Genomic DNA, 14,602 nt, shown 5'->3' with positions numbered 1-14,602 from the left:
GGTGGTCATCACATAGGCGCTCAGCCCGAGTTCGGACAGGACCTCGCGAACGCTCCAGGCGGCCTGCCTACAGGTATCGAACGCGTCGGGGCCCTCCCCCACCGGGTCGAGGTCGAGGACCATCCGGTCGGGCACTCCCAACCGTGGGGTGCGGGAGGACCAGTTGTGCAGGGTGATGGCGGCCTGGTCGGCGCACCACACCAGAGCGGCGGCGTCCTGGCACTCCATCATGCGACCGGAGGAGGTCCACACGGTGCGGATCCATCGGGGATGGGAGGGGTGCTGAACGAGGAAGCCGGACCCGTCGATTCCCTCGGGGAAACGTTGGAGCGCGACGGGTCGACCCTTGATCTGCGGCAACATGAGCGGGGCGATCCTTGCGTAGTAGTCGGCCAGGTCGACCTTGGTGACCCCGTCGGCCCCGAAGAGGGGTTTGTCGGCGTTCCTGACCTCCACCTTGCGCCGTCCCGCCCGCACCGTGGTTCGCATCGCACCTGCCCCTTCCTTACCGCCTCCGCGCGGTCGTTCGCCGGGTCTACCCGGGGCCCTACCCTGAAAACCACCCGGAATATTTCATATCGCCCAAACAGCCTCATATCACCACAAAACATCCGCCGTGGGGGACGACGCCCACCGGGTCGGCGGTTTCGACGACACCGTCACCCTGGTGACCGACCACGGTCCGGTGGTACGCGCCGGGCCGAGGGGACCGTGCGGTCGCGGACGGTTCGGTGGTGGCGAACCCGCCACGACCCCGACACCGGCGAGCGACTCCACGAGGTGGCCGCCGAGGGGATCCGGGACCTGGCGCACGTCGACGAAGCGACCGTGATCGACCTGGGCGGTTGCGGCGCCCAGGGGGCGGCGCGGGGGTTCGAGGGGCTGTTCCTGGCGGTGGAGGACCCCGAGGGTGAGCCGGTCCCGGTGGCACTGACCGGATCGCAGGGCACCGAGGTCTGGCGCGACGGCCTCGAGGTGGACCTTTGCGGGGGGTCAGGGCGTGGTCGACGACCGGTTGTTCCTCAGCACCGGTTCGGTGGTGGACCCCGACGTCCCGGTCGCCCACCCGGAGCCGGCCGACGTGGACCTGCGCCTGGGGTTCGTCCCCAACGGCGTCCTGTCCGGCATGGGCGCCACCCGTACCTTCCATCCGCCCCCGTCTGAGGCCCCCGTGTCACGGTCCCCGATGAAACGGGAAAGCCGACGCCCGGCCGGGGTTGCCTCCCGGTCGGGCGTCGGCTCGATCGCTCAGCGCACGGTACTACTTGCGCTTGTTGATCTCCTCGGTGAGCTGCGGGGCGACCGTGTGCAGGTCGCCCACGACGCCGAAGTCGGCGAGCTCGAAGATCGGGGCCTCGGGATCCTTGTTGACCGCGACGATGTTCTTCGAGGTCTGCATGCCCGCGCGGTGCTGGATCGCACCGGAGATGCCCAGAGCCACGTACAGGTTCGGGCTGACCGTCTTACCGGTCTGGCCGACCTGGAACTGGTTCGGGTACCAGCCGGAGTCGACGACGGCGCGGGAAGCACCCACGGCCGCGCCCAGCGAGTCGGCCAGGTTCTCCACGACGCTGAAGTCGTCGGAGCCCACGCCACGACCACCGGAGACCACGACGGCGGCCTCTTCCAGCTCGGGGCGCTCACCCTTCGCCTGGACGACGCGCTCGACGACCTTGGCGCCCTTGGCGGCGTCGGAGATGTCGACCGAGACGGCCTCCTCGGCGGCGGCACCGGCGGTGGCCTCCGGGACGACGGAGTTCGGGCGGACCGCGATGACCGGCACACCGGTCTTGACGCGGGCGTGGGTGACGGTGGCGCCACCGAAGATGCTGTGCTCGGTGACCAGCTCGGCGTTGACGTCGACGACGTCGGTGAGCACACCGGAGCCCAGCTTCACGGCGGTACGACCGGCGATCTCCTTGTTCTCGGCGGTGGCCGAGACGAGGATGGCGGCGGCGCCCTTGTCCTGGGCGAGCTTGGAGAGCAGCTCGGCCTTGGGGGCGACGACGTAGTCGTTCACCTCGGCCGGAGCCACGTACACCTTCTCGGCGCCGAACTCGGCCAGGGTGGCCTTGCCCGACTCCGCACCGTCACCGACCCAGACCGCGGCGGGCTCGCCGATGCGGCGCGCGGCGGTGAGCAGCTCGGTGGTGACCTTCTTGACCTGTCCGTCGACGTGGTCGACGAGGACGAGGACCTCAGCCATAATCCTTAACCTTCCCTGAGTCTCTCGTCTACCTACACGAACTTCTTCTCGGCGAGGAAGTCGGCGGCCTTGACGCCACCGTCGCCCTCGTCCTTGACGATCGTGCCCGCGGCGCGCGGCGGCGCGGCGGCGAAGTCGACGGTCTCGGTGGTGGCGTTGGCCAGACCGACCTTGCCGGTGTCGATGCCCGCGTCGGCCGCGGACTTCTTGTCGACCGGCTTCTTCTTCGCCTGCATGATCAGCTTGAAGGACGGGTAACGGGGCTCGTTGATCTTCTCGACGACGGAGACGACCGCCGGGAGCCGAGCCTCGACCACGTCGTAGCCGTAGTCGGTCTGACGCTGGATCTTGATGGCGCCGCCGTCGATGTCGACCTTGCCGGCCAGCGTGAGCTGGGGCAGACCGAGGTACTCGGCGAGCGCGGCGCCGATGACGCCGGTGCGCGCGTCGGTGGACTCCGAGCCGAGCACGACCAGGTCGAACTCGAGGGTGCCCAGGGCCTGCGCGAGGGCGTAGGCGCTCTGAATGGCGTCGGAGCCGTGCAGCGCGTCGTCGTTGACGAAGACGGCCTTGTCGGCCCCCATGGACAGGGCCTTGCGGATCGAGTCCGTGGCCTGGTCCGGGCCCATCGTCAAGATGGTGACCTCGCCGCCGTGCTTCTCCTTGAGGAGGAGCGCCTCCTCGATGGCGTACTCATCGAGCTCGTTGATGACACCGTCGGACGCTGCGCGGTCCAGCGTCTTGTCATCGGCGTTGAGCTTCCGTTCGGTCGCCGTGTCCGGGACCTGCTTGACCAAAACGACAATATTCATGGCCGGTGGCCGACCTCCCTGCACTCCCATATCCGCCGTCTGGCGGGTGGGCGCTGGCGCGCCCCGATACTGCCAACAATGCCGAATGCCGTTCGGTCATCCGACGGCGGGTCCCGTGTTCACGTCAACATGGTCCGCCATGTGCTCATACACCAGATGTTACTGGCTAGTAGCTTGAAGGCCAACCCCTGGCATCCGGGTTCAACTTAGGAAACCCTAACCAAACATCGACCCGAAGTCGTCATGCCCCCTCCAGAACGCCGCCCACCAGGGACGACGATCAAAAGGGCGGTGGCTTCACCCCTCCACTCTAGTGACCGGTCCCACTCCGCCGACGAGCGCACCACCGTCGAAGTACCGGTGCTCCACCGGGAAGGACGAACGCCCCTCCTCCGACAGGAGGAAGGGCGTCCCCACGAACCGGGTCGTCCGAACCCGACTAGCCGAACCAGTCGGCCGGGCCGGTGAGCGGTCCCATCTTCCAGATCGGGGCCGAGCCCAGGCCGATCGAGAGGATCAGCAGGGTCAGCAGCAGGATTCCGACGATCACACCGATGTACAGGTACAGGTTGTGGAAGCGGATCCGCTCCACCAGCCACACCGCCTGGCGCCTGGCCTCGCGCCCGCTCGGCATGATGTAGCTGAGCAGGATCATCACGAACACGGCGAACGCGCCCGTGTAGTTGGCGCCGTCGTTGCCGGTCTCCATCATCGTGGCGTAGACCATCCCGACCAGGATGCCCGCCACCAGATAGATCAGGCCGAAGCCGACCGTGCGCAACACCATGCGCCCGAAGGCCCAGGGGAAGCTGAGCGCCACCACCATGCCGTCGGAGTTGCGCCGCCCTCGGGTCTGCAGACGCCGCGCGTGCTCGGCCTTGACCACGTCCAGGGCGCCCAGGCCGGCGATGACGACGACGCCGAGGATGATCCCGAACCACGGGAACCACAGCGCCACACCCGCCAGCGACAGCATGATCGGGATGAGCGCCAGCGGGTGCATCCGCCAGGCCTGGTCGTAGTACTCGTCCTCGTCGTCCTCGTCATCGGCGTTGTGACCGCGGAAGTAATCGCCGAAACGGTCGCCTCCGCCTCGCTTGAAGCGGCCCAGCAGCCCGCCGCGCTCGTTGTAGTCCTCTTCGTCGAACTCCTGGGTGGTGTCCCGGCGCCCCTGTTGCCCGACCGGCGTCAGGATGTCCTCGAAGGCGCTGGGGTCCAGCGGCGAGTTGAAGAACTGGGTCTGTTGGACTCCCTCGGGCCCACGCGGCGCGGCCTCCGCCTGGCCCATCATCATGGTGCCCTGCGGGTCCTCCTGCCGCCGCGCCAACTCACCAGGGTCGAACCGCTGGGTGCCCAGGACGTCGTCCTGCCCGGTCGGGATCCGCTGGGTGCCCTGCGGGTCGTGCAGGTCCTCGGGGGAGGACGGGGTGATGCGTTCGGTGCCCGCCATGGCGCCCAGGTCGTCGGTGGCCTCGTCGTCCGCGCCTCGGGCCGGACCCACGCCACCGAGGTCGTTCGTGGCCTCGTCGTCCGCACCCCAGGACGCACGACCACCGCTCAGATCGTCGGTGGCCTCGTCGTCGACCGGACGAGCGCCCGAGTGGGCGTGGCTCGTCTGCGGCGCGGAAGGGCTGGACCACGCGCTGTCCGTCGAGGTCGGACCGCTGCGGGTGTGCGAGGGTCCCCAACCCTCGCTGGCGCTCTTGCCGAGCAGGTAGCCCGCGGCACCGCCGGCGGCGGCACCGCCCAGCACCGAACCCATGCCGCCGCGACCACCCGTGTCGGTGCCCACGCCCGGTCCGGGCGTGTGGCTGCGCACGGTGTGTCCACCGGTCTGGTCGATCGGGCCGATCTGCGGCTCCTGCCACGGCAGGTCCAGGTTGAGCCGGCTCGTCTCGGTGACCAGCTCTGCCGCGGTCGGACGTGAACGCATGTCACGGGAGACCGCCCGGTTGACCAGGGGCCGCAGCGCCTCGTGCATCCCGTCCAGGTCGATCTCGCCGTTGAGGATCCGGAAGAAGATGACCTCGAACGAACCCGCGCCGTAGGGCGGGCGACCGGTCGAGGCGAACGCCACCGTGCCGCCCCAGGCGTGCACGTCGGTGGCCGGGCCGAGGTCGGTCCCCTCGATGACCTCCGGCGACAGGTAGCTGGGTGTGCCGACGAACGTGCCGGTCTGGGTGAGCTTGGCGCCGTCCACCGCGTGCGCGATGCCGAAGTCGATGACGATCGGCTCACCGTTGGAGATGATCACGTTGCCGGGCTTGAGGTCGCGATGGATCACGTCCACCGCGTGGATGTCCTTGATCGCCCGGGCCATGCCGGCGACGAAGCGGGTCAGAGCGCGGCCGCGCAGGGGGCCGTGGTCGGTGACCGTGGCGTCCAGGGTGGGTCCGGGGATGTACTCGGTGACCACCCAGGGCAGTTCGGCCTGGGTGTCCGCGTCGATGACCTCGGCCACGTTGGGGCTCTGCACGCGGCGCATGGTCTCGACCTCTCGGGCGAGCCGTGCACGTGCGATGTGGTCTCCGGCGACCTCCGGCTTCAGGACCTTCACCGCGACGAACCGCTCGGTCCGGGGATCCTCGGCCTGGTACACCACGCCCATGCCGCCCGCACCGATGCGGCGACGGATGACGTAGTGGCCGATGCGCTCCGGCAGCTCCTCACCCGTGGGGAAACCTGCCGACATTGCCATCGAGAACTCATCCCCTCAAAAGACCGCATACCGCCACGTCCAGCTTATCGGCCGGGGGATGGGTCACCATTGGCTTGTTCGACCCCGGAGGGGCCTCGTATGGTCTGTCGGTGTCGTCGGAGAGCAGGCGCCGACCGCGCCCCGGGGCCTCCGGACGAACCGTCCGTCGTGGGACGACCAATGACGAGTATGACGGAAAAACAGCGTGCGCGGTTCCCCCGACCGCGTCCCCTCTGGCCGGATCCGGTCGACCGGCTCGAAGCCCGTGACGCCACTGAATATGACGAAGGTCCATTGTCGTGGCAAAACGCGGCAAAGGGAAGTTCAAGCGTGGGACGGGGCGTCGACGCGAACACCGTGACGCCCCGTCCGAAACGGGTTCAGATCCTTCAGCGACCGCTGAACTTCGCCTTGCCCGGTCCCTGCTCGATGAAGCTGCGCATGCCGGTCTTCTGGTCCTCCGTGGCGAAGAGTCCGGAGAACTGCAGGCGCTCGATCTCCAGGCCGGTGTCGAGGTCGGTCTCCAGTCCGCGGTCGATGGCCTCCTTGGCCGCGGCCAGCGCGATCGCCGGACCCTCGACGTACTCGGCGACCAGGGCGACGGCGGCCGAGTAGACCTCCTCGTCGGCGACGACCCGGTCCACCAGACCGATCCGCTCGGCCTCCTCCGCGCGCACGTGCCGGCCGCTGAAGGTCAGGTCCTTGGCCTTGGCCGGGCCGATCAGGCGCGGCAGACGCTGGGTGCCGCCGGCACCGGGGATCACGCCGAGCTGGATCTCGGGCTGCCCGAGCCTGGCCTTGGTCCCGGCGACCCTGAAGTCGGCGCACAGTGCCAGCTCACAGCCGCCACCGAGCGCGAAACCGCTGATCGCGGCCACGACGGGCTTGGGAATCCGCGCGACGGCGGTCAGCGCGTTCTGCAGCGCGCGCGAGTAGTTCAGCATCTGCGCGTGGCTGAGGTCGGCCATCTCCTTGATGTCGGCCCCCGCCACGAAGGCGCGCTCGCCGCCGTACAACACGACGGCCCGCACGGAGTCGTCGGTCGACACCTGGGCCGCGGCCTCGGCGATCTCCTTGGTGACCTGTCCGTTCAGCGCGTTCAGCGCCTTGGGTCGGTCGATGCGGATGACGGCGACCGCGGGGTTCTCCGGGTCGGCCTCCACGCGAACGAACTCGCCCACGTTGTCCACCTCTTCGTCTCGGTGTCGGTGTCGGTTTCGATTGCAACCCAACCACGCGGGTCAGGAGAAGAGCAGCACCAGGGTCCCCAGCCGGGCCGAGACCGTGTAGGCGACGGCCAGGAGCAGGGCGGCGCCCACGAGCAGGAGCGTGTCGCCGACGCGCCAGCGGCTGACCCGCGCGTGGGTGCGCGGCCCGGTGCCGAAGGCCCGCGCGTCCATGGCGGTGGCCAGCAGGGTACCGATGCGGATGGCGCGGACCAGTAGGGCGAACAACCGACCGAAGAACAGTCGGACCACGTTCGCCGGGTTGTATCCGGCCTCCAGGCCTCGGGCCCTACGGGCCAGGGTGATGGTGCGCCACTGGTCGGCCAGCAGCGGGATGAGACGTAGCGCCGCGAGCACGCCCATGGCCGGACGCTCGGGCACCCTGAGCCTTTGCACGAGCCCGTCGGCCATGTCGGTGGGGTCGCTGGTGATGGCGGCGAGGAGCCCGGGCAGGGCGATGGCCAACAGGCGCACCGCCACTCCGATGGCTCCCTCCAGGCCCTGCTCGCCGTACAGGTGGTTGACCGCGGCGCTGCTCAGACCCATGAGCACGAAGGGGCCGGCCAGGATCAGCAGGGTGCGGCGATCCACTCCGCTGAAGGGCACGCACAGCAGGACGGCGGCCAGCACGATGCCACCGGTGACCACGTCGACGGCCGGAACGAGTCCGAGGCCGATGCCCAGTGCGGCGATCAGTTTGGCGGCGGGGTTGAGCCCGGTGAGCCGGGGGGCCTCGCTCACACGTCCTCCTCGTCGGCCCGGCCCGTCCCGTCCGTGACCACGGCGCGCCCGTCCGCCACCCGCACCCTCACGTCCGTCAGATGCCGCAGCAGAAGCCCGTCATGGGTGGCCATGGTGATCGCCCGACCCTCGGATCGCAGGTCCGCCAGCAGCTCCACGAGCTCGGTCCAGGTGCGGGTGTCCTGGCCGAAGGTGGGCTCGTCCAGGGCCAGGACGTCGGGGGCGTGCAGGGGGCCGGAGCTGAGCGCGGTGGCCACCGACAGACGGCGTTTCTCCCCGCCCGAAAGCGTGTAGGGGTGCACGTTCGCCAGGTGGGTCAGGCGCAGCCGTTCCATGAGTTCACCGACCCGGACCTCGATCTCGGCCTCGCCCAGACCGGTCCGCAGCGGGGCGAACCGGAGTTCGTCGCGGACCTCGGTGGTCACGAACTGGTCCTCGGCGTGCTGGAAGACGGTGCCCACGTGGCGGGCCAGTCGTCGGGCCGGCCAACGGGCCAGTGGACGCCGGTCGATCCGCGCCAGGGCACCGCACGGCACCACCCGACCACGATGCGGCTTGGTCAGACCGGCCAGCAGGGTCAGGAGGGTGGACTTTCCCGCACCGTTGGGCCCGGTCAGCGCGGTGACGGCCCCGGCGGCAACGGTCAGGTCCACGTCTTCGAGGACGGTGCGCGGGGCGGCCGCCCGCACACCCAACTGGAAGGGGGTGCGCGCCGTCACCCCCTCCGCCGCCAGCACGGACGCTCCGCCCGGGGCCGAAGGCAGGTCGGGCGCGGGTTCCTCTCCTGGCACCCACACCCCCTGTTCGGCCAGGGACCTCCCGTGCTCGGCGAAGACCCTCTCCGGTGTCCCGTCGGCGATCACGCCACCGCCGGGTTCGACCACCACCACACGATCCACCAGGTCCATGACCTCGGCGACGCGATGTTCGACCAGGACGAGGGTCGCCTCGCTCTCGGTGAGGAGACGGGCCAACAGGTCCCGGACCAGCGCGCCCCCGACCGGATCGAGGTTGGCGGTGGGCTCGTCCAACAGCAGCAGACGCGGCCGCATGGCCAGCGCCCCGGCGATGACCAGGCGCTGCTTCTCCCCGCCGGACAGGGCACCGGTGGAGTGCCCTGTCCCGTAGGGGAACCCGACCTCGGCCAGGGCGCGTTCGACCCGCGACCAGATCTCCTCCGGCGCCACCCCCAGGTTCTCCGGGCCGAACGCCACGTCGTCGCCTGCGCGTGCCATCACCAGCTGGGCCTCGGGGTCCTGCGCGACCAGCCCCACACCGCCGCGCCCCCGGGAGGCGGGCTCGCCGTCCACCCGGAGCAGCCCCTCCTGGTCACCACCGATGGCGCTGTCGGGACCGGTGAGACCGGCCAGGGCGTGCAACAGGGTGGACTTGCCGGCGCCGGAGGCGCCCAGCAAAAGGACCCGCTCGCCGGGTTCGACGAGCAGGTCCACGCCGCGCAGGGCGTGGTCGGCGCGACCCGCGTGCTTCCATCCCCAACCGGAGAGTTCCACACGCGCGCCGCGCGCGTTCGGGACGGCCATGTTCAACCCTTGGCCGAGGGGAAGGGTGCCAGGGCGCCGGACCGGGCCAGGGCGGTGGTGAGCAGGCGACCGCCCACCCCCGCGATCAACGCGCCGCTGACCAGCACCAGGCCGCCGTAGACGAGCTGGTGCGACAGCGGCCAGGTGGCGTAGTAGACGACGGCGTCACGGATGGCCGGGGAGACCCCGGCGAGGGCACCGGCCAGGGCGGCCACGCCCATGCCCCAGCGCCGGTAGAGGAAGAGCAGGAAGACCAGCTCGGGCAGCAGCCCCTGCATGGCGCCCTCCAGGACCACCGTGACACCCCATTGGGAGCCCAGCAGCGCCGAGACCGAGGCCGCGGTGATGGAGGTGAGCACGGCCGCGCCGGACCGTCGGATGATCAGCCCGCCGAGGACGCCCGGAAGCAGCCAGACCCCGTACAGGATCGCTTGCGCCGGGGGGAAGAGCACGAACAGCGGTCCGGTGATCGTCCAGACCATGCCCCACAGCCAGAACACCACGCCCACCGCGGCGCCGAGCACGGCGGCCACCACGATGTCCACGGTGCGCCAGGCACTGAACTCGGTGCGGATCCAGTCCTTGATCCGGTTGAGGAATCCGCGACTCGTGCCGGCACGCCCGGTTCCGGTGTCGATACCCATCGAAAAGTGGTCCCTTCGTCGAGGTCGACGAGGGGGAATGCGGCCGAGAGCGTCTCCCGCGCCGACGGCACGGTGATGACGGATTTCCCACGACTTCCTTCGCCGGCATGACCCGGATCAGGTGTGTAAGGGTCTGCGGTCCGATGCCGCACTCTCAGCGCTCACGCGCTCCCCTGTCGGTTCTCCTCCATTATGCGCCAACAAGGAAGGCCGTGGGATGTTTCCATCCCACGGCCCGATTCATCTGACGCCTTCGCGGCGCCTTCCCAGGTCAGGCGTCCGAGTCAGAGTCGTCGTCCTTGGACTCGGGCGGTTCGGCGTTCGGGTTTCCGAAGGACCCGGGCGAACCCGCGAAGCCCTTGGCCTCCAGGTCGGCGGTGCCGCCCCTCATGCTCTCCTGCCAGATCGGGCCGGGCAGGCTGCCCCCGTAGACGATGCCGTAGTAGCGACCGCCGATGGTCACGCCCTGCAGCGGGTTCGCCTCACCGCCGCGCACGTCGCCGACGACCACGGCCGAGGCGAGGTTCGGGGTGTACCCGGCGAACCAGGCGTAGGCCGCGCCGTCGGTGGTGCCGGTCTTGCCCGCGACCGGTCGGCCGAGGTCCAGGCCATTGGCGGTACCGCCCTTGAAGGGCTGCTGGAGCAGGTGGTTGACCCCGTCCGCGGTCTGCTTCTTCAGGACTCGTTCGCAGTGGGAGTCGGCGGTCACCCGTTCGCCGGTGCCGTCGTCGCGGATCGCGCGGACCGGGCGCGGATCGCAGCGCATGCCTCGGGCGGCGAAGGTCGCGTAGGAGTTGGCCACGGTCAGCGGGGACACCTCCTGGTCTCCGAGGGTGAAGGAGCTCCACACCCCCAGCTCGCCACCGTCGGCGCGATGGACCCCGACCGCCTCGGCGGTCTCGGAGGTCTCGCACAGGCCCACCCGACGCTGCAGCTGGGCGAAGTAGGTGTTCACCGACCCCTTGGTCCCGCTGAGCATGTTGTGGCCGCCCTCGTCGCTCTCACCGGCGTTGCGGACGTTCCACGAGGACATGGTGCCGCCCTCGCAGTTGGTCATGCCACCGATCGACATGCTCTTGGGCGAATTGAAGCTGGTGCCGTACCCCAGGCCCTTCTCCAGGGCCGCGGCCAGGGTGAAGGCCTTGAACGTCGATCCGGCCTGGAACCCGCTGGAGCCGCCGTCGGCCTGGTCCACGGCCAGGTTGATCGAGGTGGTGCCGACCTCCTCGTCGTCGAACCCGTAACGCAGGTTCTGGGCCAGGGCGCGCACCCGCCCGGAGCCGGGCTCGACCATGGCCTGGGCGGAGAACTTGGTGGAGTCCTCGTGCGGGACCCGACGGTCGATGGCCTCCTGGGCGGAGTCCTGCGCGGCCCGGAGCAGACTGGTCTGAACGGTGAATCCGCCCCGGGCGATGCGCTGTTCGCGCTCGGCCTTGGTGTCGCCCAGCAGGTCGGACTCGAGGAGCCAGCGCATCGTGTAGTCGCAGAAGAACGGGTACTCGCTCTCGGCGCAGCTGCCCGCGCGTGGGGTGGAGTCCACCCCCAGACCCTTCTCCTTGTGCTCGGCGGCCTCCTCCGCGTCGAGGTGGCCGGTGGCGACCATCCGATCCAGCACGAGATCGCGGCGTTCCCTGGTCTCGTCGGGGTTGTTGATCGGGTCGTAGTACGAGGGCGCGCGGACCAGACCGGCCAGCGTGGCGGCCTGCCCGGGGTCCAGTTCGGCGGCGGAGGTCGAGAAGTACCGCTTGGCGGCGACCTCGACGCCGTGCGCGCCCGCCCCGAAGTAGGAGAGGTTGAGGTAGCCCTCCAGGATCTCGTCCTTGGTGTAGCGGTCCTCGATGTCGATCGCGTAGCGCAGTTCGGTGAGTTTGCGGGTGATCGTCCGGGCGCTGGCCTCGTCGACGTCTTCCTCGGTTTCGGCGGTCTCGATGAGGAGATTCTTGACGTACTGCTGGGTGATGGTCGAACCACCCTGCATGTCCCCCTGGACGGTGCGGATGGCCGCGCGGAGGACGCCGCGCAGGTCGAGGCCGTTGTGTTCGTAGAAGCGGTCGTCCTCGATCGCCATCAGAGCCGTGCCCATCCAGGGGCTCATCTCGTCGAATTCGACGACCTCGCGTTCGCGTTGGGCGACCTCGCCGAAGGGTTCTCCCGAGTCGTCGGTGAGCAGGACACGCGATGACGGGTACGGAACTTCGAGGTGGTTCGGCAGGGACATGAAGCCCGCGGCGGCGTCCCTGGCCACGATCCCGGCACCACCGACCAAGGGGATGACCAGGGCCGCCGACAGCAGCCCGGCGATGAGTCCGAGTCCGGACAGACGCAGGATCGACTCGCGTCGATCCTTTCCGCCGTCCCCTTCCAACTTCGCGGTTCCGCTCTCCAGCAGGGCCCGGGCTCTGTCCCCGAACCGACCAATGCGGCTGGACTCCGTCACGTCGCCCCCTTACGGCCGTGTGCCGCCCACCGCCACGTGGCACTGGGCACTGCGTCGACCACACTCGCACTCGACCCGCAAAGGGAACTCCGTCAAATCGGGCGTGTCACCGAAAAGCTTCCTCAATCCCCGGCAAAGCACCCCGAAGCCCCGCAGCACGGCCACAGTGGACTGTTCACGAGAAACCGACCGACATTAATCTCGACATCAAGACGAGAGTCCCGACGAATTCATCGGAGCGAGCAGCACTTCCCCCGAATGCGTGACAAGTGATCCCCAAGGGGCGCAACGGACACATGGGGATGTCCGGAATACGCCTCGCCTCGCCCGAGACGCATTCGGTCATCCCTACCCGCAGGAACCTCGCGCACAACATGGGAGAAGAATTTTCCGACTTTTCACGAAGAGGTAGTGGAAAGCGACCGCAGAAACCCCTGAATCCCCAGTGGCGAACTGCCCGTTTTGCGAGGTTTTCCAGGGTGAAACCCGACAAATACCAGGTCCACCCCCGCGAGGCCAGTGTGATGAGGATCACATTAATTATCCGGCCCCGACACTCTTCCAAACGCCACCAGAGGGCCGACGATAGACAGCGGAGGGCACCGAAGCCGCAATCCGGACAGTTTCCGACCCAGCACTTCGTTGACTCCGTTTTTCGTTGGATCAAATTCCGATTAATTCCGCACGCGAGTCGCCGCGTGCTGCCCCATAACGCCCGAACCACGACAATGACGGTGTAGCCAGTGCTCGGACGACTGCCCATCCTCGATATCTCTCCAGAGAACGCTCTCGGCCCGGTGAAGGCGGTTCCCGAAGAACGTTTCACCGTCGGCGCGACGGTGATCCGTGAAGGGCACGATTCCCTTGCCGCGGGCGTCGTCGTCCACTCCCCCGAAGGGCGCCGACTGCCCTTCGTCCCGATGCGGGAAAAGGCCCCCGGAACCGACCGCTACGAAGCCGAGATCAGCCTGCCCGCCGAGGGCGAGTGGTCCTTCTCGGTCGAGTCGTGGAGCGACCCCTTCACCACCTGGCTCCACGTCGCCCACGTGAAACTACCCCTCGGCACCGACACGGACCTCGTCCTGGAGGAGGGCGCCCGTCTGCTGGCCAAGGCCGGCCGCCGCGTCCCCCGAAACCCCGACCTGACCAGGGCGTCCAAGGTCCTTCGCGACACCTCCCTGCCCCCCATGGAACGCTTCGAGGCCGCCGTCACCGGCGACGTCCTCTCCGCCATGGAGCGCAACCCCATCCGCGAACTCGTCACCAGGTCCAAGCGGACCAAGGTCGTCGTGCACCGCGAACGCGCCCTGTTCGGCTCCTGGTACGAGTTCTTCCCCCGCTCGGAGGGCGCCCAGATCGACACCGTGCCCGGCCAGGAGCTCTCCGGCACCTTCGCCACCGCCGCCAAACGGCTGCCCGCCATCGCCGACATGGGCTTCGACGTGGTGTACCTGCCGCCGATCCACCCGGTCGGCACCGCCCACCGCAAGGGCCGGAACAACACCCTGCACGCGCGCGCCGGCGACCCCGGGTCGGTGTGGGCCATCGGCTCGGCCGACGGCGGCCACGACGCCGTGCACCCGGACCTGGGCACCATCGCCGACTTCGACGCGTTCGTGGCCGAGGCCGCCGAGCACGGTCTGGAGATCGCCCTGGACCTGGCCCTGCAGTGCTCCCCCGACCACCCCTGGGTCACCGAGCACCCCGAGTGGTTCACCACCCGGGTCGACGGCTCCATCGCCTACGCGGAGAACCCGCCGAAGAAGTACCAGGACATCTACCCGCTCTGCTTCGACAACGACTTCGAGGGCCTGTACTCCGAGGTCCTTCGGGTGGTCCGGTACTGGATGGACCACGGAGTGCGGATCTTCCGGGTGGACAACCCGCACACCAAGCCCGTCGCGTTCTGGCAGCGTCTGCTCGCCGACATCGCGCGCACCGACCCCGACGTGCTCTTCCTGGCCGAGGCCTTCACACGCCCCGCCATGATGCGCACCCTGGCCAAGGTCGGGTTCCACCAGTCCTACACCTACTTCACCTGGCGCAACGACAAGGACGAGCTCACCGACCACCTCACCGAACTCAGCCGGGAGACCGCGCACTACCTGCGTCCCAACCTGTTCGCCAACACCCCCGACATCCTCAACGCCTACCTCCAGAACGGCGGCCGTCCCGCCTTCGAGGCGCGCGCGGTACTGGCCGCGACGCTCTCCCCGACCTGGGGGATCTACTCGGGCTTCGAACTGTGCGAGAACACCCCCGCCGCGCCCGGCAGCGAGGAGTACCTGCACTCGGAG

The 14,602-nt window shown here is 69.1% G+C and carries 9 protein-coding genes, 1 pseudogene and 1 riboswitch; of the genes and pseudogenes, 1 reads left to right on the top strand and 9 read right to left on the bottom strand.

Annotation, left to right across the window (positions count from 1 at the left end; translation table 11 throughout):
* The 9 genes and pseudogenes from K8V84_RS01795 to K8V84_RS01755 form a co-directional block, all read right to left on the bottom strand.
* Positions 1–489: pseudogene (locus tag K8V84_RS01795) on the bottom strand (DNA polymerase domain-containing protein); the annotation flags it as partial.
* A 772-nt stretch (positions 490–1,261) separates the two neighbouring features.
* Positions 1,262–2,206 (bottom strand): electron transfer flavoprotein subunit alpha/FixB family protein, encoded by a 945-nt coding sequence (locus K8V84_RS01790; RefSeq protein ID WP_304069533.1) that lies wholly within the window; start codon positions 2,204–2,206, stop codon positions 1,262–1,264.
* Between the two features lie 32 nt (positions 2,207–2,238).
* Positions 2,239–3,018: an electron transfer flavoprotein subunit beta/FixA family protein gene (locus K8V84_RS01785; protein WP_190318392.1), complete on the bottom strand. Its 780-nt coding sequence runs from the start codon at positions 3,016–3,018 to the stop codon at positions 2,239–2,241.
* Positions 3,019–3,457: 439 nt separating this feature from the next.
* Positions 3,458–5,716 carry a serine/threonine-protein kinase gene (locus tag K8V84_RS01780; RefSeq protein WP_304069529.1) on the bottom strand — a complete coding sequence of 753 codons (2,259 nt, stop codon included), beginning with the start codon at positions 5,714–5,716 and terminating at the stop codon, positions 3,458–3,460.
* A 389-nt stretch (positions 5,717–6,105) separates the two neighbouring features.
* Entirely contained in the window at positions 6,106–6,906 is an 801-nt protein-coding gene (locus K8V84_RS01775) for an enoyl-CoA hydratase/isomerase family protein (RefSeq protein WP_304069527.1), read from the bottom strand.
* Between the two features lie 51 nt (positions 6,907–6,957).
* Positions 6,958–7,683: an energy-coupling factor transporter transmembrane component T gene (locus tag K8V84_RS01770; RefSeq protein WP_304069526.1), complete on the bottom strand. Its 726-nt coding sequence runs from the start codon at positions 7,681–7,683 to the stop codon at positions 6,958–6,960.
* The gene (locus K8V84_RS01765; protein ID WP_304069524.1) at positions 7,680–9,224 is read right to left on the bottom strand and encodes an ABC transporter ATP-binding protein; all 1,545 of its coding nucleotides are present in this window, start codon (positions 9,222–9,224) and stop codon (positions 7,680–7,682) included. Before K8V84_RS01765 ends, K8V84_RS01770 begins: the two co-directional genes overlap by 4 nt.
* 2 nt (positions 9,225–9,226) lie before the next feature.
* Positions 9,227–9,868 (bottom strand): ECF transporter S component, encoded by a 642-nt coding sequence (locus K8V84_RS01760; RefSeq protein WP_304069522.1) that lies wholly within the window; start codon positions 9,866–9,868, stop codon positions 9,227–9,229.
* 77 nt (positions 9,869–9,945) lie between these two features.
* A riboswitch (TPP riboswitch) is annotated at positions 9,946–10,053 on the bottom strand.
* Positions 10,054–10,139: 86 nt separating this feature from the next.
* The gene (locus K8V84_RS01755; RefSeq protein ID WP_304069520.1) at positions 10,140–12,305 is read right to left on the bottom strand and encodes a transglycosylase domain-containing protein; all 2,166 of its coding nucleotides are present in this window, start codon (positions 12,303–12,305) and stop codon (positions 10,140–10,142) included.
* Positions 12,306–13,048: 743 nt separating this feature from the next.
* Here K8V84_RS01755 and K8V84_RS01750 point away from each other — a divergent pair.
* A partial coding sequence (locus K8V84_RS01750; protein WP_304069519.1) for an alpha-1,4-glucan--maltose-1-phosphate maltosyltransferase occupies positions 13,049–14,602 on the top strand: 1,554 nt, incomplete at its 3' end.

The organism is Nocardiopsis listeri, assembly GCF_020741345.1.
GTDB classification, from domain to species: Bacteria; Actinomycetota; Actinomycetes; order Streptosporangiales; family Streptosporangiaceae; genus Nocardiopsis; species Nocardiopsis listeri_A.
The sequence above is the reverse complement of the archived record's forward strand: the minus strand, read 5'-3'. Positions and strand labels throughout refer to the sequence as shown.